The following is a 20,099-nucleotide window of genomic DNA, read 5'->3' on the forward strand; positions in this document are numbered from 1 at the left end:
GCGACAACGGACTCAGTCGCCGGCCACCGGATCCGGTTGAGGCGTGCGGCGGGAGGCAACCCCGACCATGCGCCTGACCATTCCTTCGTACCGGTTGGCCACCGCCGGGACCGAAAGTTCACCCCCCGGCTTGTACCAGGTGGTGACGTACTCGCACAGGGTGATGATGCCGAAGGCGGTGGTCTTGATGTCGTCCACCACGAACGCCCCGTCGTCCACACCCTCACGAAGGATCGAACGCACCAGCGCCACGTAGTCCATCTGCATCTTGACTACCGGCGCCAGCTTCTCTTCCGGGATGTCGATCGACTGACCCTTCAACGTCATGGTCAGATCGAACGCCTGAGCAACGTTCGCCTGATTCAGCTGCCAGGTGACGTGCGCACGAACCAACTGGCTCAGCTTGAAGACGGGGTCGTCGTTGACGACGACGGAACCCCCCACATAAGTGGTGAAATCCTCCATCGACCGTTGAAGTACCGACAGATACAGATCTTCCTTCGACGGGAAATACCAGTACAGGGCCGGCGGCGAAATGCCGAGCTCGTCTGCGACAGCCTTCAGGCTGGTTCCCGCATATCCGTGGGTGAGGAACAGTTGCAGGGCAACATCCATGACCCGGTCCCGGCCGACGTCGGCACGGTGCCCGCGGGAACCTCGCCTGGCCCGCTTGGTGCCACGGTCATCCGTACTGTTCGTCGACGTCATACCGGTCCTCGCCTCAGTGGTTTCCCCGCCCAGGCATTCAATCACTCACAGCAGCGCCCGAAGGCCGTGAGATGAGCATCTGCACCAGAGCTTGTAATTAATGTTCGTAAGATTCATACCACACGCTGGCTACCAGCGGTTTTGATTCCGATCCCCGAAGGAGTGACAGTATGGACGGTGTCCGAATTTATCGATGGAAGGCCCAGGCTATCCCGGAGCTGGAGGGGTGATCGGTTCCTCGCTGGGGGCCTTCACCGACGCGAAGCTCCGCGTAGGCTCCACCAGAGGAGCCCTTTGGCCACAGATTGCGCGAGGGAGTCGACGATGCTGAGAATTGACGCGGCAGATGCCGTACCGGCCACGGCGGGGACACACTCCTCGCCGCGATTGCAATCTGCCGACGAACTGCGCGAGTACCTCGCGAAGGTCGACTGGACCGACATGGGCTATCGGCGCCGGCAAATTCTCGAGGCGTTCGTCGAGCTGGCGTGCGCGTACGGCTACGCATCGGTCTCGATGAGAAACATCGGGGAGAAGGTCGGCGTGAAAGCGCCGAGTATCTATCGGCATTTCGAGCACGGCCGCGACGAAATCGTCACGGAGGCCTTTCGTTGGCACTTTTATCGATTCGCTTCCGCCGTCCTCGATGAAGTCGATGCGACCGATAATGTGGACGACTTCTGGAACGCCATGATCCGGGTCCACTTGAGGCGCCAGTTGGAGAGCCCGGAAAACAACTTGTGGGACATCCTCATGGCAAGCGACCGGATAGCTGGATTCCTGCCGTCCGAGACGCGAGCCGAGTACTACCAGTGGTTGGGGCTGTACGAGCGCATGTATGAGGCGGCCGCGATCGAGCTGGGATACAAGTTTGACGATGTGGCAAAGTTCGTCAAGGTCGTGGTGAAGGTACTCGACACCGCATCCGAATGGTGCCGATGGGACGGCACCGCGCGGGGGTTGAATCAATGCGTCGACCAGGCCACCGCAATCAGCCGAGCCTTACTCGGCGTCGACCTCGACCCCGCGTGAGCAACAATTGATGCCGTCGCCGGTGTGACGCGAGGAGTCCAGGCGCTCACGTCCTGCCGCTGCCCGCGGGGCCGCCGGGTGGACAACACCCGACTACGTCCGGAAATTTGGCAAACTCCTGCTTTCCCGCACCCGTCCAGCGGCAAACACCAGCGAAAGCGCCAATTGAATTGGTGATAAATTAAACGACCGGTAGAGGCTCTGTTGGAGTGGCGTGAGCAAATTGCGCACCATCGCCGCCGCGATCGGCATGGGCGTGGTTCGGCCCGGTGGGGTTTCACCGGTTTCTGGCCCCGCTACCCGCAGTCGCGGGCGGAAGCATCGTGAAAACTGAGAAAAGTCGTGGTATTCGATCCTGCACCGTGCGAATAGTCGGACGCTCGGTGGCAGCGAAGTTTGTGCTTTGCCCCGTTCGGTGTGGACGTTCACGCGTGCGCCTCAGGTGTGTGTCTTCGTCGCCCCTTTACCCCGCAGCCCTGCGTCGATACATTCACTAAATGAACGGGTATTAATCAAATGCCCGGCCCGGAACCGCCTGGAACGAACAACGTGATGTAGCTCGGCATCTGCCCTCGGAATCAGATCGCTGACGTCGGCCACGAGGTCTCTTCACGTGCGAGGTGGGTGGCCGACCCCCGATCGATACGGATTGATCCCATGTACAGAAGGTCACCTCGATGACACGCCCTCTCGCTGTAGTCAGCGGTGCCGCCGGAGACCTCGGGCGGGCGATCACCTCGCGGTTCCTCGCCGACGGTTACGCGGTCGTTGCGCTCGAACGCACCGAGAAACTGTGTGCCGCTGCCCGGACCGGCGTGAGCGGACCATTTCTGGCGCTGGCCGCGGACCAGACAGATCGAGCGCAAGTCGAAGATGCTCTCACGACTGCGGTGGAATGGGGCGGAGGACCCTCAGCGGTGGCGGCCAACGCGGGCTACGCCAAGTACGGTCCGATTCTCACCATGCTGGCGAACACGTGGAACCGGCACATCGACGTGAACCTCACCGGAACTTTCTATCTCTGCCAAGTTTCCGCACAGCGCATCGCAGACAGGCGACAAGGCGGATCACTGACCATCCTCGGATCAAGCCTTGCGCTCGCGCACAGCGACCAGGTCGGCGGCTACTGCGTGAGCAAGGCCGCGTTGCTTCCCTTGATGCGGACCTTCGCCGCGGAACTCGGAGATGACAAAATCCGCGCCAACGCCGTCCTTCCCGGGGTAGTCGAGGCCGAGATGACCCGAAGCCTGCTCGATGAGAACGGTATTCGCGAAGACCTGATCGACCACACGCCCTGCGGCCGTCTCGGTACCCCCGACGACATCGCCGAGGCGGTCGCCTACCTCGCCTCACCTGCAGCATCGGGGTCACCGGAACCGCTCTGCGTGTCGATGGCGGGCAAGCCATCTACAACCAACCCCAATGGCTGCACCAGGACCGCTCGAACCCCTTCGAGCCGAACTGGGTACCGGGGCTTGGACATCGTCAAACTCGTTGATTCAGAACGAAAACGCGGTGCGCTGGATCCGCGTCGCTCATCGCCCAATAGGAAGGTTCAAGAGTTGTGCTCATCGGAGTACTGAAGGAGAGCACCGCCGAGACGCGCGTCACCGCGACGCCCGCGACGGTGACCCAACTGCTCAAACTCGGCTACGACGTCGTCGTCGAGTCCGGCGCGGGGGAGAGGTCCGACTTCCCGGACGCCGCCTACGTCGGCGCCGGCGCAACGATCGGTGACGCCGCGGCAGCCGACATCGTTTTCGGAGTCAACGCGCCCACGCCCGAGCGACTCGAACGCCTGCGGCCCGGGGCAACGATGGTCAGCATCTTGAGCTCCGTGCTCCACCCCGACCTCATCGAGGACCTCGCGAACCGCGACCTCACTGCGCTCGCCATGGACGCGGTGCCGTGTATCTCGCGTGCCCAGCCATTGGACGTGCTCTCCTCGATGGCGAACACCGCGGGTTACCGGGCAGTTGTCAAAGCCGCCCATGCTTTCGGTCGGTTCTTCACGGGCCAGGTCACCGCCGCCGGCAACGTGCCGCCGGCGAAAGTCCTGGTCGTGGGCGCCGGTGTCGCCGGGCTCGCCGCGATCGGCACCGCCGGAAGTCTCGGCGCGATCGTCACAGCGACCGACCCCCGCTCCGAGGTCGCCGACAAGATCAGATCCCTGAGCGGGAATATCTTGCCGTCGAGGCGACCGAGGTCGAACTCAGTGCAACTGGCTACGCGAAGGCGATGTCGGATGACTACAACACCCGCGCCGCGGCGCTCTACGCGACCACCGTGCCCGAGACGGACATCGTCATCACCAAGCCGCTGATTCCGGGTCGACCCGCACCGCGATTGATCACCGCCGAGATGGTCGCCGCAATGAAACCCGGCAGTGTCATCGTCGACATGGCCGCTGCCACCGGCGGCAATGTCGAGGGCACCGTGCCGGGCGAGGTTGTCGTCACCGCCAACGGTGTGACCATCGTCGGATACACCGATCTGGCCGGACGGTTCCCAGCTCAGGCCTCCCAGCTCTACGCCACCAACCTGGTCAACCTCATGAAGCTAATGACACCCGGGCAGGACGGCGAACTCGTCCTCGACTTCGACGATGTCGTTCAATGCTCGATCACGGTGGTGCGCGATGGACAGTCGACCTGGCCACCGCCACCGGTACAGGTCTCCGCTGCGCCCACCGCAGCCGCGCCGAAAACTGCGAGCACAACCGTGCACGCGCCTTCTCAGAAGCTGGCATCCACTCGCACGAAGCCTGCCGTCGTCGGCGTCGCCGCCCTCGGTCTGTTCCTCTTGATCGCGGCATCGCCGGCAGCGTTGCAGATCCATCTGATCGTGTTCGCACTGGCGATCGTGATCGGCTACTACGTCATCGGCAACGTCCACCATGCTCTGCACACCGCACTGATGTCGGTGACGAACGCGATCTCCGGGATCATCGTGGTCGGCGCACTGCTGCTGATAGGTCACGACAACAGCACCATCACGGCCCTGGCATTCGCCGCGACTCTGCTGGCCACCATCAACGTGTTCGGAGGGTTCGTCGTGACCCGACGCATGCTCGCAATGTTCTCGCGGTCCTGAAGGCTGAGGCTACCTTGATCTCCATCGAATCGACCACCTACGCGGCCTGCATCGTCTCCGCGCTCCTGTTCATCGTGGCCCTCGCGGGGCTGTCGCGACACGAGAGCGCCAAACTGGGCAACACCTTCGGAATCGCCGGTATGACGGTGGCTCTCGCCGCGACGGTCGCGTTGGCGATCGACCGTGGAATCTCCGGACTCGGCCTCGGACTCCTTGCTGTTGCGATGCTCGTCGGCGCCTCGACCGGTCTCCAACGGGCCAGACGCGTAGAGATGACCGGTATGCCCGAGTTGATCGCGCCGCTGCACAGCTTCGTCGGACTCGCCGCGGTCCTCGTCGGATGGAACGGCTACCTGCATGTCGGCGGAAGGGCGACTGTCGAACTCGACGCGGAGGGCATGCTCGGCATCCACTCCGCTGAAGTGATCATCGGCGCGGTCACCTTCACCGGTTCCGTCGTCGCCTATCTCAAGCTCTCGGGGAAGGTGAAGTGCTCCCCGCTGAGCCTGCCGGGCAAGAACCTGCTCAACCTCGCGGCGTTGACGGCGTTCGCGGCGCTGACAGTGTGGTTCGTCATCGAGCCGCAACTGTGGATGCTTGTTGTCGCCACGGTTCTCGCGCTGTTCCTCGGTTGGCATCTCGTCGCGTCCATCGGGAGCGGCGACATGCCCGTCGTGGTCTCGATGCTCAACAGCTACAGCGGCTGGGCCGCCGCCACATCCGGGTTTCTCCTCGCGAACGACCTGCTGATCGTGACCGGGGCGCTCGTCGGCGCATCAGGCGCATACCTGTCCTACACCATGTGCAAGGCAATGAACCGCCGTTCATCTCCGTCATCGCGGGTGGATTCGGTCTCGCTGCCGCATCGAGCGACGAAGCCGACTACGGTGACCACCGCGAGACGAACGCCGACGCCGTTGCCGAACTGTTGTCGAATGCCGAATCCGTCGTCATCACCCCCGGCTATGGAATGGCCGTCGCCCAGGCCCAGTACGGCGTCGCAGACCTCACCCGCAGACTCCGTGAAATGGTAGGGATGTGCGGTTCGGAATCCACCCGGTCGCCGGACGCCTCCCTGGCCACATGAACGTGCTGCTGGCCGAGGCGAAGGTCCCCTACGACATCGTCCTCGAGATGGACGAGGTCAACGAATACTTCGCCGACACCACGGTCGTGCTGGTGATAGGCGCGAACGACACGGTCACCCGGCGGCCGCCGAGGACCCCGGTAGCCCGATAGCGGGCATTCCGGTTCTGAAGGTCTGGGAAGCCGCCAATGTCATCGTCTTCAAACGGTCCATGGCATCGGGCTACGCCGGCGTACAGAACCCCCTCTTCTTCCGCGACAACACCCAAATGCTCTTCGGCGACGCCAAAGCTCGAATCGACGAAATCGTCGGCGCGCTCGCCGCCGCCCGAGTGTGACCTGGGCAAGGCGCCACGCGGAAACGATCGACACGCTCGACACACAACAGATAAGGAAGTATCACATGTCAGTTCCAACTCTCGCCCCGTATCTCTCCTCCGCGCTCGATGCCGAGTTGGAGGATTGGGGACCGCTGCCGGAAGCAACGGGACCGGTCATGGCGACGGCCGGCAGCACGCTCTGGGAAGAGGGCGATGCCTCGGTGGGGATCTGGGAATGTGCACCAGGACCGTCCTATTGGAAGCTCGACACACATGAGCTCGTCCACATCATTGCCGGGCGCCTGACAATCACCCCAGACGACGGAACGCAATTCGCCCTGGAGACAGGCGATGTTGCGCTCTTCCCACGCGGATGGGCCGGAACCTGGGAGCTTCACGAGACCGTTCGCAAAGTATTCGCCGTGTTCTGAAACAACACGAGCCACTGAGCATAAGCGGTGCCGCGCGCAGCTTCCCGAAGGCTGTGCGCGGCACCGCACTCGCATTCATGGAGTAGACCTGAACCGACCGGGATCCTTGTCGCTCCTCTGCTGACAAGACCACCTGAGGTGGGAGTCGAGTGCGGGAGAGCGCATCCCCATGCACCGTATCAGGCGGCGGTGAAGGCGACCGCGGTGTGGACGGTCCGTCACGGCTCGGACGAGATTGGCCCTGGCATCGGTCTGGCAGAGCTCGACGTGGAATCACTCGAATGTGTTGTCGGTGCAGGGATCGCCCGATGCCTGCCTGTCGGCGCGACGATCCTGATCGGTTGTTGCACCCAGCGTGATCAGCCGACGAGGGCAGCAGCAAGCGCGGTGGCACCTCGGAACCTTCCCTCTTGGTGCCGGCGTGTGCGAGCAGGATGTTGCCGGCGGCGGGGTGCGGTCGCCGGCAACGACTGCCACCGCGACCGCCCCTCGGCGCGGAGTGACGACGAGGCCTATGGGCTTTGATATTGGGTCCGGCGATCACGCTGAGCGGGCAAGGCCCGCGAGATGAGGACCACGGATCGACAGCCACGCCGCTCGGGTGAGGCACGCTGTCGTTGCGGAGACAAGGCACGTGATTCGGCCCGCCTGACGTTTTCCGCAGTTCAGGTGCCCACATCACACGGCTTACGGTGATTGAGTCCCGGTTGACCCAGGTCATGGCGACCTTGATCTCGATCGGACCCGGCAACACAACCCAGCTTCGTTGCGGCGCCCAATGCCTGGTCGCAGACGAGCGATGCGCGGGACTCTCGGTGTGATACCCGCGATACCCGCGACATCGGCCGTCCTACCTGCGAGCTACTCGACGAGGCGTAGCTTCAGAGACGTGAAGTGCCGCGAGAAGTCGGTATTGTCCATGTTGGGTTCGTCGACGTGTTCGATACGACGGAAACGATGCGCCAACTGATCGAAAACCGTGCGAGCCTGAGCTCGCGAGATGTACTGGCCGGCGCACGTGTGGGGACCCATACCGAACGAGAGATTGCGGCTTTCACGTGGAGGGCGATTGACCTCGAAGGTATCGGGATTGTCGAACACTTCGGGATCGCGATTCGCGGCAGCAATCATGAACCTGACCTTCGAGCCGACAGGTATATCGACGGATCGAATGGTGACAGGTGATGTGGTAACCCGATAGAAGCACAGTTCGGGTGGATCGAACCGAACGACTTCGTTGATGATCGAGTCCCGCAGATCGACGGATTCTCGGTAACGATCGTAGACGTCAGGCCTGGTCGCGAAGATGTTCAACCCCGCAGCGATCAGATAACCCACGTCCATGTGTCCGAGTCCGTAGAGCATCAACGCCGTAGCCCCGGCCTCGTCGAAGGTAATTTCCCCACGGTCGACCGCAGTGAGCAACGAATCCAGAAGCCCGTCACCTGGATTCGCCTGCTTGTCAGCGATGAGCGCGGAGACCCGAAGACCCAGTTGATCGAAACCTACAGCGGCGCGGTCGACTGCACCAACCGCCGGTCTCGCCGCCATCATGGGCATTGTTTCGGACATGTACTCCTGGACCTCGACGTGATCGTCGTCGGGCACTCCAAGCACACGGCACATGGTTCGGTGGGTGGGAATGACCGACAAGTCGTGCCAGCCGTCCAGAACCCCATCGGGGCAGGAGTCGAGAATGCCCGAGACCACCGCCCTGGTCGTCTCGGTCCACCGATCGACGATCTTGGGTCCGAACCACTTGTTGGTCTGGCGGCGCAGCCGGGTGTGATCGGGCAGATCGCGCCCGATGACGGTCTCTCTGGCGACCGACCATGGCCCTGCTTGCTCCCAACCCGGTTCGACCGACATCGCCGGGTGTTTCCCGTAAGCCATGACGTCGCTGTAGCGAGAGACCACGTAGAAGCCCAAGTCGTCATAGATCAAGGGAGCCTCGACGAGCGCACGCGCATACCAGGGATAGGGATCGAGCGTGAAGTCAGGATCGTCCCACGGAAAGTACTGCCGCCCCGACGAGTCGGTTGCGGAAATCGACTCCGGGGCAACGGTGTGTATCGCGTTCATCGTCTGAGACCTTTCATGTCCAAAGTTGCAGGTGATGCCCGGTCGCCGTCTTGCCCGCATCGTTTCGGGCAGCTACTCCGCCGCGCCGAGAGGAATCATGGGCTCCGGTAGTGTCTCGACGGCGTAGAGATTGGCTGTGAGCCCGCCATCGACGACCAGATCGATGCCGGTGATGGCCGAGGCATCATTGGAGGCCAGAAACGCAACGGCTGCGGCAACTTCCTCCGGTTCTACCAAGCGTCGGAGCGGGACACGTTGGAAGTCGTTCATCATGTGATCGAGCACCGCGGGTGTAGAAGTCTTGACGAGCATGTCGGCGTTGATGAACCCGGGAGCCACCGTATTGACCCGAATCCCGAGTGGGGCAAGTTCCATCGTCATGGTGCGCGCCATGCTCGAGACCGCAGCCTTCGTCGCTGTGTACGCCGTCACCGGCCCGTCGGCACCGAAGATGTCAATCGACGAAATGTGCACGATCGACCCGCTGTGAGCGCCGATCATCTCCTTCGCGACGCGTTGTGACATCAGGAATGTGCCAAGAACGTTGATGTCGAATGTCGTCCTGAACGCCTCTAGCGAGACCTCCATGAAGGGCGGCTCATCGAAGACTGCAGCGTTGTTGACGAGAATATCGACTCGCCCCCAGGCCTGCACGGCGTCGCTGACGATGGAGTCGACGTCCTCTGGAACGGAGATGTCCCCGGTGACAACTCTCGCCTTCCCGCCGGCTTGGCTGATCTTCTTCTCTATGTCCTCGAGCGGTCCGTGTTGACGCCCCGTCAGGAGAACCTGAGCACCGTCGTTGGCGAGACGCTGAGCGATCGCTGCGCCGATACCACGTCCGGCACCCGTGACGATCGCGGTCTTGCCGGAAAGCCTGTTCGACGAGTTGTTGTCCGACATTGTTCCTTCTTCCTTCTCTTGGTCTACTGTTGTAATTCCCTCAAGCCGACGAGGAAATTGTCCGTTCGTTTGGGTGCACCTAGCTGGCGTATCGCGCGAGGTAATCGAGCAGCGGCGCGTGGGAATCTGATGCCTTGCCGACCTCACGTCTGGCGAACTCGATCACGGCGTCCTCGTGCTCGACTGCTTGTCGCCCAGCTGCTGCGCTTTCGGTTCTTTCAAGAGCTGCTGCTAGGCGCTGAAAGTGGCCGAGATAGTCGTCTGCGAGCTCAATTATACTGGCCCACATCATTTCCCACGACCGATTGAGGAGATCTGACGCGAGTTTGAGTCCTTCGGCGGTGGCGGCCTCACGGTCGACAGCGACCTCATATCGGGCCGCTACGGTCTCGAGTGCCTGGGCGGTGACCCGCTCGAGTTCGTAGAGCAGCTCAAGGGGCGCCCTGTTTGCCCCTTGAGTATGTTCAACCATCTTGCGATACATGGCGCACCCGGTGATCTCGCCTTCGAGTGCTTTGCGAATCATTGCGTCACGCTCTTGCGTTTCCACGGGCGTGGACTCCCCCGCCCCGTCCAGTTCGGTCTTCATGGTTCCCTTCGAAATTCGACGGTGTCTCCACCACTTCGCTCACGTTGCGGCGGTGCGGGTTGATGTGTGGCACACGGGTGCAGAAACTTTCGCTGCAGTCGAGATGCCGAGTCACGGGACCTCCGCAGGCACATGCGTGTCGCTACTGGCCGCACCTGTGCGGTTCGGCCGCGGGTTCGAGGATGCGGGGGCAACCACACTGCAACCGAAATGCCGGCAATCAACCACCATCCCGCGGCGGGGGTCGAGTGCTCGGCGACCAGCGTTTTCACATACGGGCAAACGACGGCACCTACGTTGGCCAGAGTCAGGATCAGCCCGAGAGCCGTAGCGTAGGCCTGTTTCGGCATTTAGTCGCCATATTCCGACGGTGACGTGGCGAAAGCGGCGAACAAGAACATCCCCAGGAAGCCTATCGCGCCGAGAACGAACCAGATAGAGATCCCACCAGCGAACGGCGAAGAAGAAGATAGAAACTAAAAGTCTTGTCTGCCAGAGAAACAAGGAGGAATCGTCCTGGATGTGGCTGAATAGGGGGACGATGCAGTACATCTGCAGTCCATTGGACAGGACGCCGTGGGCGATGATCGCGATCATCGCCCACCGACCGCGGTAGACGGCGTCCTGCTGATCATGATGTGTAACTGACATCTGAAAGACCTCGTTCTGACCTGCGAGCTGACGACGTGACGGCCCGTATCGGTGACGGCTGTCGTCGAGGCGTCGCGAGGTAGGGGATCGGGGTGCGCAATTGATCCCCTCGCCAAATCTGATGGTGAACGTGCGGTGGCCGCGCGGCCGTTTGGCGCCGGCTCCTCCGCAGGGCGGCACCGGATGTGCTGGACGGGCGGCTGCCCGCGTGTGCGGCTGGCTAGCAGTGCAGATCTGGTTGGCCTCCCGATGCCTTGTGGCCCCGCCTCTAATGTGCGTTAATTTAACCCAGCTCACATGCTAAGGCAACCGTCACCAGGAAATAAGGATTCATGTGGCGTTGGATGGCGACAGCGAGCAACGCCGAATCGACGGTGTCCGGTTTGGCACTCAACTATTTCACCCACGTTAAGTAGATGTGGACGGCTCGGCGGGCGAGACTCGCCCTCCAGCCTGCGTGCTAGCGGCTGCCCCACCTACCGGAGATCGCAGCGGGAGCGAGGTGCTGATCGGCGTATGGCCCCAGCCCAGACTCGCTCTGTGATGGGTAGGCGCTGACAACATAAAGACTAGGTAAAATTAACCTGTCGTAAATTGACCCAGTTTTCTATTGAATATTGATTCATTGTGATCTACAGTTCAGATCTGAGTGACCCGAATCACTCATACTTCGTTTACTGCAGGTAAGAAGCTTCTCAGTGAGATGCGACCCCTTGCCGCTTGCATGCAAAGCTATCCATCCGACAGCCTGGATTAAGCGTTGTTTAATCAGAGGCCTTCTTCGGCATCTGAAACGCCGGCGGGCTGTCGGTCAGAGTCGAAGTAACTTCCCTCTGCCCCATTCGCGCGCAACAGCCGCGCTGAGATGAAGGACCTCGAATGACCGATCAGGCGAGCATTCCACCCTTGATTCCGCCCGCCGCCGCACCGGCACCGACCGACCCCCCGCGTACGCTGCAAGGCCGGATTGGCGTCGTAGAGTTGATGCTCACCGTGCTTGCATTCTCGGCGCCGCTCACGGTGGTCGCTGCGTTCGCCGTGTTCGTACTGAGCTACAACAGCAGCGCACCGATCGCATTCGCGGTCGCAGTCGCTTTGTTGATGCTTTTTGCGGTCGGCTACACAACGATGACAAAGTACCTGCCCAATCCCGGTGCCTTCTACGCCTACATCACCGCGGGCTTAGGTCGACACCTCGGACTCGGGTCCAGCTTCCTGGCAATGTTCGGATACGTCGCGATGGGTGTAGGTACCGTCGCGTTCTTCGGCACCGTCGCCTCCAGCCTTGTCAGCGACACCTTCCAAGGTCCAACGGTTCCGTGGTATGTCTACTCGCTGCTGTGTGTCGCGGTGGTCGGAGTTCTCGGATACTTTCGGATCGATCTGTCCGCCAAGGTTCTGTCGGTGGTTATGGGTCTGGAGATCCTGATTGTTCTCGTCTTCAATGTCGCAGTGCTGAAACGTGGCGGGCCGGAGGGCATCTCACTGGAGCCATTCTCGCTGAGCGGGTTCGCTGCAGGCGACATCGGTATCGCCGTCCTGTTCGCAGCCACGTGCTTCCTTGGGTTCGAAGCGACCGCGATCTTCCGCGAAGAAACTAAGAATCCCGACAAAACGGTACCCCGCGCGACCTACGGGGCCGTGTTGTTCATCGGTGTCTTCTACCTCGCCAGTATCTGGTTGCTGATCGTGGCATACGGACCCAGCAAGGCTCAAGACGTCGCCATCGCGGACTACGCGGGGATGTTCCCTAACGCAGTTACCTCGTACTTGGGTGATACAGCGACAGATGTTGTCCGCGTGCTGCTGTGCACCTCGATCTTCGCTTGCTTGCTGTCGGTGCAGAACATCCTTTCGCGCTACACGTATTCGTTGGGTGTAGATCACGTCTTGCCTTCTCGGCTCGGGAGTATTCATCCGAAGCACGGTTCCCCATACATCAGCTCGGTCACGGTAACGGTGGTTCTATTGCTGGTACTCGGCAGTTTCGCGCTCGCAGGATCCCCGCCTGGACACGTGTACGGAAGTCTTGCTGGCACGGGCGGCTTCGCCGTGCTCGTACTGATGTTTCTCACCGGCGTCAGTGCCCTCGTATTCTTCGGTCGATCCGACATTGCCGAACGCCACTTGTGCCGTATGTTCGTCGCACCTTGTCTGAGCGCGATCAGCATGGGAATAGTGTTGTATCTCGCGATCACGCATTTCACGTCGATGACAGGCGGTTCGATATCCGAAGCGATCGCGCTGCAGGTTGCGCTGTGGGCAACTCTTGCGACCGGAATGGTTCTGGCCGCTGTGTACCGAGTGCACCGCCCAGAGACGTATGCCCGAATAGGAAGACAAAAAGTAGGGTAGTTCCACGCCGTTGTCTTGAACAGGTCGAATCCCGCGCATCTTCGAATTGAGAGGCGCGTGTTTCGGCTGTTGATTCCCTCAGGTTTTGAATTGGTTCGAAGATTCGGACTGGGGCACACTACGGATCGTCTATGAGTGGGAGCTCGGCTTCGCGGCTGACGGGTTCGGGAGATGTGCAGGTGGTGAATATCCCTGCCGCAGATGGGGTAAAGGAGGGGCGAATCCGCACGCCCGTGCGATCGGGTGGTGGGCGTGGCGTGCGGATTCGCCTGTCTGGGCCGCATCCGTCGGATGCGCGGTCAGCTGGTGTGTCAGAAGGCGGTGTGAGGGAGTTCGACGAGGTCGCTGCTGGTGTGTTGCATGCTGGCCAGTTCTGCCGGGATGGTTGCGATCACGTGGCGGGCGAACCACCGGCCGGTGGCGGCCTTGCCCAGGTAGAAGTCCCGGTCGGCCGGCGTGGCCGTGGTGGTGCGTTCCTCGGCGATCTGGGCGCTGCGCAGCAGCAGCCAGCCGCAGACGAGGTTGCCGATTTGCAGGAGCAGCCGGGTGGTGTCCTGGGCGGCGAGGGGGCGCCGGTTCTTGTGATCGGTTGTGCCCCAGCGGTCGGTCAGCAGGTCTTCCAGCGTGGAGATCATATTCCCCGACCCCCACGCCCACGACGGGTTCCAGTCGGTGGCGACCTGATTCCGGCTCGTGAGTTCCGTGTAGCCCTGCGCGTGGGGGTCGGGGAAGGTTGCATTGGTGGGGAAGCTGGTGTGCGTCATCGTCAGCGGGGACAGGATGAGCTCGCTGATGTAGTCGGGCAGGCTTTGACCGCTCTGCATCTCTACCACCCGGCCTAGCAAAACGGGGTTGGTGTTCGAGTACTGGTACTGGGTGCCGGGTGGGAACTGCAGTGGCTTGTCGAGCGCATACCCGAGCAGTTGTGTTGGAGTGAAGGATTGTTCCGGGTCCGCGGAATACAAGTCCGTGAATTCGTCCACATCGTCGAATGTGACAAGTCCACTTTGCATTCCGGCCAACGCACGCAGAGTGATCTGATTGCCTGATGGCACGTCCGGAATGTATTTCGAGATCGGATCGTCGAGCGCCACCTTACCTTGATCGACCAGCTGAAGCATCGAGGTGACGGTGAATGGTTTTGTCATGCTACCGATTCGACTGTATGAGTCGGTCTTCATCGGGGCGTCCGTGGCCTTGTCGGCGACGCCGAACGTCCGCACGTAGTTTCCCTCCGGTCCCCAGATGCCGACGATCGACCCGGGAATCGACGCCTCGGTCATGGCCCGACCGATCGCGTCATCGAGGCGCTGCGCGGTGCCCGCATCTATGCCGTCGATCGCTTCGGTGCGAAAACATCGTCAGCGACCACCTGCAAGACGTCGGCGGTCACGCTGCCGGCCAACAACTCGGTGGCGATCTCCCGGGTCGCCGCGAGCCAGGCCTGCCGCGTACGCGACTGCTCATACAGCCGGGCGTTCTCGATGGCGATGCCCGCGGTCGCCGCCAAGGCCCGCAGAATGACTTCGTCGTCCTTGGTGAACGTCTGACCGTTCGCCTTCTCGGTGAAATACAAATTCCCGAACACGGTCTCCCGACTCTGGATAGGCACTCCCAGAAAGGTTCTCATCGGCGGGTGGTGCGACGGAAACCCCACCGACACCGGATGCTGGGAGAGGGCGTCGAGACGGATCGGCTTCGGATCCATGGTGAGAATCCCCAGTACTCCTCGACCCCGGGGGGAGCTCGCCGATCTCCGTGCGCGTCGCCTCGTCGATACCCTCGTAGACGAACTAGCTCAGATCATACCCGACGCCGAGCACCCCCAACGCCCCGTACCGGGCGTCCACCAGACTGATGGCAGCGTGGACGATCGTGCGCAGGGTGTCGTCGAGGTCGAGTCCGGAGGTCACTGCGAGCATCACGTCGAGCAGCCCACCGACATGGTCACGGGCTTCGACGATCTGGTCGACCCGGTCCTGGACCTCGCTCAGCAGCTCACTCAGACGGAGCCCGGAGAGAGGGCTGAACACAGAACCGGGATCCCGGTCACGCTGTCGACGGGGCACCGAACGCATCCTTCCGCGAGGCGGTGTTTCGAGCAGCTAAATCGGTCCGCTGCTATGCCCGCGGGACCTGTCGGTATTCGGGGCGGTTGTGGGGCATCGTCGTCGCGAGGACGGCAGCCTGGGTGCGGCGTGCGACGCCCAGTTTGGTCAACAGCCGGGACACGTAGTTCGTGACCGTCTTCTCCGCGAGGAACATCCGTTCGGCGATCTGTCGATCGGTCAGCCCCTCGCCCAGCAGCGCGAGCAAGGTCCGTTCCTGATTGGTGAGGCGCGCGAACGGCCCGTTCTTTTCGTTCGCGTCCGAACGGAGCTTCGCCATCAACGTGGCGGCGCCGCGACTGTCGAGTAGCCACTTGCCCGCACCGACATCGTGGACTGCCTCGGCCAGTTCCATCCCCCGGAAGTCCTTGACGACGTACCCGCTGGCCCCGGCGACGATGGCGTCGAGCATCGCCTGGTCGTCGGCGATGGACGTCAACATCAGGCAACGCAGTGCGGGCATCCGGGAGAGCAACTCCCGGCACAACTCGATGCCGTTCCCGTCGGGCAACCGGACATCGAGCACCGCGACATCGGGTTTGAGCACGGGGATCCTGGCGAGGGCCTGCGCGGAGGAGGTCGCCTCCCCGATCACCACCAGTTCGGGGTCCGCGGTGAGGAGGTCCGCGATTCCGCGGCGAACGACCCCGTGAGCGTCCACCAGAAAGACGGTGATCATTCGGCAACCTCCAGTCCGCGGGTGGGCGCCATCGCATCACGGGGGCTACGTCGAACGGGAGGCGTGCGAGGGCACAGCCGAATCGGGTGGCCGCCCGTCATCGCCGACCACCACGCCGGTTCCCGCCGTGTCCGTGGGACGCCTCGCCGTCTGCCGCAGCCGAAGCTCGTGCCCGGTGGTGCCCACCCGAATCAAGGCCTTGGGGTATCCGCCGTCCGGGAGCGGTTCTCGGATGATCTCTCGGCTCTGCCGGAGTTCCGGCATGTGGGTGCGGGGGCCCGTCGTGAGTCCCGCCGACCGTGGCCTCCAGGAGCACCGCGGACAACGCCTCGCCGGATCGGAGCCGCTCTTGCCTCCCGTCGCTCTCGGTGCCCAGCACGAGGACGGCCGACACTGTTGTGGATTGAGGCAGCGCGACAGGCCGGATCGACCGCAATGCGACGACGTTCTCGTCCGGAATGGTGGTGTCCACGATTGCCTCCGCTTCGGTCGACTATCCCCTAGTCTTCGCCGCCGGGGACAGCCGGATTAGGGCCGATAGTCCCCGCCGGGCGGATCACCCGGGACCTCCGGTGAGGCCGATGCGGTCTCAGCATCGCCGCGGCTGACCCCACCGTGCCGACCACAGCTGCCGCGGCACCCACCCCGTTTGTCGGAGCGGCGAACCAGCCACCCAGCAGGACGACGGACCCCGCGATAGCCGCACCCACGAGCATGGCGAGTGCGACGCCGGCCCGGGTGGGAGGTACCGCACATCGCCTGGATCGTCGTACGGTCGTGGATCGTCCGCGGAAATCGACGGCGGCGGGTGTGGGTTTGTCGACCGTGATCTCCTCGTTCCGGTGGCCGACGCGTTTCGGTGTGGGATCGGCTCGAGTTCCACGATCCGGCGCCGGTCTCGGTCGCGGGAGGGGCGAAGGCCACTTCCCGCGGCACACTGTCGGTCGCGGCGGGCACCGGCTGCCACCCCGCGTCGTTCGACCCGCGAACCGGAGTTTCCGTCGCCGTAATGTTCCCGCCGAGCAGGCGAAACAGCGCGGGTGAACAATAACCGCATGCCTCACTCCAACCCGGTTGCCGCGTGGAAAACCCTCCGCCAGGGTAACGAGCGCTTCGTCAGCGGAGTCTCGATCCACCCCAGCCAGGGAATCGTCGACCGCGCGCAGCTCGTCGACGAAGAGAACCCCACCGCGGTGTTGTTCGGATGCGGAGACTCACGTGTCGCTGCGGAAATCATCTTCGACCAGGGCCTCGGTGACATGTTCGTCGTCCGAACGGCCGGCCACGTCCTCGACGACGCCGTGCTCGGTTCCATCGAGTACGCGGTGCAGATCCTCGACGCGCCCTTGATCGTCGTGCTGGGTCATGACGGTTGCGGCGCCGTGAAGTCCACTCTCGACGCGCTGGACAAGGGCAAGGTTCCGGACGGCTTCATCCGCAGCATCGTTGAACGGGTGGCGCCGTCGATCATGATGGGTCGCAAAGAGGGCCTCACCACCGTCGACGAACTCGAAGGCCGCCACGTCGTGGAAACCGGGACTCTCCTGATGCAGCGTTCGCGCATCATTGCCGATCGCGTCGGGAGTGGTGCCTGCGCTATTGCCGGCGTCACCTACAAGCTGTCCGATGGCCGGATGCACCTGCAGGGAGGGGTCGGAGACATCGGCGAACTCCGCGACTCACGCGGCCGAAACCGCTGAGCCGCTGGAGCACGGCACCGAACTACCGTGCCGAACGGTGTGACACAAGATCTACGCACGGCGATCGGCCCCGAGGACGCCAGATAACACCGAGGGCTCGGAGAGATCCCCACCGACCCGCCTCGTCACCCAGGGTCCTATGGCGCGGACGGGAATTAAGCGCAGCACGACTCATCTTCACTACAGGTTCTTGCCAACCCCTGTGAGCTGAAGGTATCGGCTGCGCGAATGAATCTCAGATCGGTGAGGCATCCAGGACCTCAGAGGCCGGTGGCAGATATCGCCGGAGGACGGCAGCGCTTACCGCGGCATCTCACTAGAACACGATCAACGGAATTGCCGGCAATTTAAGAAACTCCACCTCCACGACGGGGGCGCGAACGCCATCTGGTGGATCCGCAGTTCGTGTCCGGGGACTATCAGATTTCGGTGGATCTTACGCTGGCGCGTGGGTTGTTCTGCGCGGAAGGCCCCGTGGGGGATTCGGAATCTGATCAGAACGACGGAAGGTGGAGTGCTGGTAAAACTTCCGTGCGTCGGATCGTGCAGTCATGGACCCCTGGTTGGCGTCGCCTACCGCCCGCACGCAGTGTCACGCCACCCGGGGCGTTCTGGATAACGTGTGCAGACACTCCATGGACCTACTCCGCCCTCATGAAGTGGGTAGCCGACGACTGGTCCCAAGGCCCAGTGGCAGTTCCGCCACGTTGCGGCGGATTCCGTGACGGCAAAAGAACACCGAGTCGTGCAGTGCGCGACAAGTCGAGGCGAGCCGGTAGATAGCGCAGTCTGACAAGATCCGTCTGCCAAAGGAGTGGACGGTCTGGTTGACGTGGTTGACCCTTTGGTGCATCATTGTGGTTGACAAAGTTGACGCGAAAGGGTGGGTGTGGGTGATGACGTCGCTGGTGGAGCAGGAGAAGCAATTGATGGAGGAGCTCTCGCAGCGGGTGCACCGTACCTTCGCCGCCGCCGCTGCGGCCGGCGTGCCCACCGACGCGTTCGCGGACGTGCAGGCGATCGCTGACGCGATGTCGGCTGCGCTTCCCACCCATCATGTCTATGACCAGGTCGTGGGCCCGTTTTACGACACCGCCGGTCTGACTCGGTGGTGGAAGGTCAGTCGGCAGGCGGTGAGCAAGAAGGTCGCCACCAACGCGGTGATCGCCTGCCAGCTCGAGGAGGGGCAATGGGTCTACCCGGTGTGGCAGTTCACCCGCAGCGGCACCGTGGACCCGGCGCTGGTGCAGGTGTGGCGTGTCCTGCGTGCAGGGGCCGACCCGTGGACGAGTGCGCTGTGGCTGCGGGCACCACAGGATGCGTTCGGCGGTAAGACCGCGGTGGGCTGGTTGACCGAGGGCGGCCGGGTCGACCCGGTCCTGGCGGCGGCCCGCGCGGATGTGCAGCGGTGGGCGGCGTGACCCGGGAGGACGTTGCTCTGCGGGCGCCCGGAACGCGCGCGCTCACCGGGTTTCCTGGTTGGCGGTTGACCGGGAGGCGGCAGGTCAAGCGGGGTCACCGGGTCTCGAATGGACCGTGGTGGTTCTCCTCGTCAGGTGGCGGACGATTTGATCTGGCCGCGCCGCGCGGTACGTGCTACGTCGCATTCGATGAGACGACGGCGATCCGGGAGACGGTGGGGGAGGCGTTGGCATCGCTCGGGGTGATCGCCCACGACTTCGCGGCCGAGCGGGCACTGTCGACTATGCGGGTACCGGGCACCCATGACCTCGCGGACACCTGCGCCGACGGGGCTGCCGCGTTCGGGCTCACCCGGGAGTTGTGTTCGATGACACCGTACGACGTTCCCCGGGCGTGGGCGGCGGCATTCGATGCCGAGTTCGACGGCATCCGGTACCAGACGCGGTTCACCACGGGCCCGGCGGCGAATGCGGCCGCGGTATTCGGTCCGACCGGGGAGGTGTCCTGGCCTGTGGATCCCCGCCCGGAGTCTTTCGCGGCGGCGGCGAGGCGTTGCGGTATTGCGGTACAGCCGCTTCCGCGGTCGGTCCGGGTTCTCGATCCGCCGACCTGACGAGCCGGCCCGCGCTCGGTAGGGCGACGGCGTGCGTCCAATGCCGGACACATCAGCCGTTTGGGGAAGCGCCGCATCCGCGGCGGCATGGGTGGTGGTGGACGGCAGCGGTGGCTCGGGGCCGACGGCGAGACGATCGACTGGTGGGAACGCGCCACACCTCGCCGCGGGGAGTAGTACTTTTCCGCTGGCGCTTCGTTCGCCGACGTGAGCGCGGCGAGTCTGCGACGGCAGGCGGTCTGCCGCCGCATTGTGATCAGTGCCGTTCGCTCCCATTCTCGGGCGGCCTGGACCCCGGCGGCAGGTACATATTGCGACCCGCGATTG

At 63.0% G+C, this 20,099-nt stretch carries 12 protein-coding genes and 4 pseudogenes; 9 read left to right on the forward strand and 7 right to left on the reverse strand.

Annotation, left to right across the window (positions count from 1 at the left end):
• Positions 1-12: 12 nt before the first annotated feature.
• Positions 13-708, reverse strand: a complete 696-nt coding sequence (locus QM841_RS34835; protein ID WP_133987925.1) for a TetR/AcrR family transcriptional regulator — start codon at positions 706-708, stop codon at positions 13-15.
• Positions 709-1,032: 324 nt separating this feature from the next.
• Between QM841_RS34835 and QM841_RS34840 the strand changes: the two genes are divergently transcribed.
• The 5 genes and pseudogenes from QM841_RS34840 to QM841_RS34860 all read left to right on the forward strand — a co-directional run bounded on the left by QM841_RS34840 (position 1,033) and on the right by QM841_RS34860 (position 6,670).
• A complete protein-coding gene (locus QM841_RS34840) occupies positions 1,033-1,740 on the forward strand; it encodes a TetR/AcrR family transcriptional regulator (RefSeq protein ID WP_283335456.1) in 708 nt (235 codons plus the stop codon).
• A gap of 677 nt (positions 1,741-2,417) precedes the next feature.
• The gene (locus tag QM841_RS34845; protein ID WP_283335457.1) at positions 2,418-3,323 is read left to right on the forward strand and encodes an SDR family NAD(P)-dependent oxidoreductase; all 906 of its coding nucleotides are present in this window, start codon (positions 2,418-2,420) and stop codon (positions 3,321-3,323) included.
• Positions 3,305-4,833 (forward strand): annotated as a pseudogene (locus QM841_RS34850) (Re/Si-specific NAD(P)(+) transhydrogenase subunit alpha). Before QM841_RS34845 ends, QM841_RS34850 begins: the two are co-directional and overlap by 19 nt.
• A 14-nt stretch (positions 4,834-4,847) precedes the next feature.
• Positions 4,848-6,257: pseudogene (gene pntB / locus QM841_RS34855) on the forward strand (Re/Si-specific NAD(P)(+) transhydrogenase subunit beta).
• A gap of 65 nt (positions 6,258-6,322) precedes the next feature.
• Positions 6,323-6,670: a cupin domain-containing protein gene (locus QM841_RS34860; RefSeq protein WP_133987928.1), complete on the forward strand. Its 348-nt coding sequence runs from the start codon at positions 6,323-6,325 to the stop codon at positions 6,668-6,670.
• Between the two features lie 861 nt (positions 6,671-7,531).
• Here QM841_RS34860 and QM841_RS34865 read toward each other — a convergent pair.
• The 3 genes from QM841_RS34865 to QM841_RS34875 form a co-directional block, all read right to left on the reverse strand.
• Positions 7,532-8,752: a cytochrome P450 gene (locus QM841_RS34865; RefSeq protein WP_283335458.1), complete on the reverse strand. Its 1,221-nt coding sequence runs from the start codon at positions 8,750-8,752 to the stop codon at positions 7,532-7,534.
• Between the two features lie 72 nt (positions 8,753-8,824).
• Positions 8,825-9,802 (reverse strand): SDR family NAD(P)-dependent oxidoreductase, encoded by a 978-nt coding sequence (locus QM841_RS34870; RefSeq protein ID WP_283335459.1) that lies wholly within the window; start codon positions 9,800-9,802, stop codon positions 8,825-8,827.
• Entirely contained in the window at positions 9,735-10,244 is a 510-nt protein-coding gene (locus QM841_RS34875) for a hypothetical protein (RefSeq protein ID WP_283335460.1), read from the reverse strand. The genes QM841_RS34870 and QM841_RS34875 overlap by 68 nt, the downstream gene beginning before the upstream one ends.
• A 1,530-nt stretch (positions 10,245-11,774) precedes the next feature.
• Here QM841_RS34875 and QM841_RS34880 point away from each other — a divergent pair.
• On the forward strand, positions 11,775-13,250 hold the full coding sequence (locus QM841_RS34880) for an APC family permease (protein ID WP_283335461.1): 1,476 nt from the start codon (positions 11,775-11,777) through the stop codon (positions 13,248-13,250).
• A 311-nt stretch (positions 13,251-13,561) separates the two neighbouring features.
• On the opposite strand, the pseudogene QM841_RS34890 reads toward QM841_RS34880, so the two are convergent.
• From QM841_RS34890 to QM841_RS34900, 3 genes and pseudogenes are all read right to left on the reverse strand, one after another.
• Positions 13,562-14,581 (reverse strand): annotated as a pseudogene (locus QM841_RS34890) (serine hydrolase domain-containing protein); the annotation flags it as partial.
• A gap of 17 nt (positions 14,582-14,598) precedes the next feature.
• Positions 14,599-15,328: pseudogene (locus QM841_RS34895) on the reverse strand (GAF domain-containing protein); the annotation flags it as partial.
• Positions 15,329-15,371: 43 nt separating this feature from the next.
• A complete protein-coding gene (locus QM841_RS34900) occupies positions 15,372-16,037 on the reverse strand; it encodes a response regulator (protein WP_283335462.1) in 666 nt (221 codons plus the stop codon).
• 1,055 nt (positions 16,038-17,092) lie between these two features.
• Here QM841_RS34900 and QM841_RS34910 point away from each other — a divergent pair.
• The 3 genes from QM841_RS34910 to QM841_RS34920 all read left to right on the forward strand — a co-directional run bounded on the left by QM841_RS34910 (position 17,093) and on the right by QM841_RS34920 (position 19,772).
• Positions 17,093-17,737 (forward strand): carbonic anhydrase, encoded by a 645-nt coding sequence (locus QM841_RS34910; RefSeq protein WP_283335463.1) that lies wholly within the window; start codon positions 17,093-17,095, stop codon positions 17,735-17,737.
• An 896-nt stretch (positions 17,738-18,633) separates the two neighbouring features.
• A complete protein-coding gene (locus QM841_RS34915) occupies positions 18,634-19,158 on the forward strand; it encodes a hypothetical protein (RefSeq protein WP_167116440.1) in 525 nt (174 codons plus the stop codon).
• Positions 19,155-19,772 carry an RES family NAD+ phosphorylase gene (locus QM841_RS34920; RefSeq protein ID WP_283335464.1) on the forward strand — a complete coding sequence of 206 codons (618 nt, stop codon included), beginning with the start codon at positions 19,155-19,157 and terminating at the stop codon, positions 19,770-19,772. The genes QM841_RS34915 and QM841_RS34920 overlap by 4 nt, the downstream gene beginning before the upstream one ends.
• Positions 19,773-20,099: the final 327 nt, after the last annotated feature.

The organism is Rhodococcus sp. IEGM 1307 (assembly GCF_030056915.1).
Taxonomy (GTDB): domain Bacteria; phylum Actinomycetota; class Actinomycetes; order Mycobacteriales; family Mycobacteriaceae; genus Rhodococcus_F; species Rhodococcus_F opacus_D.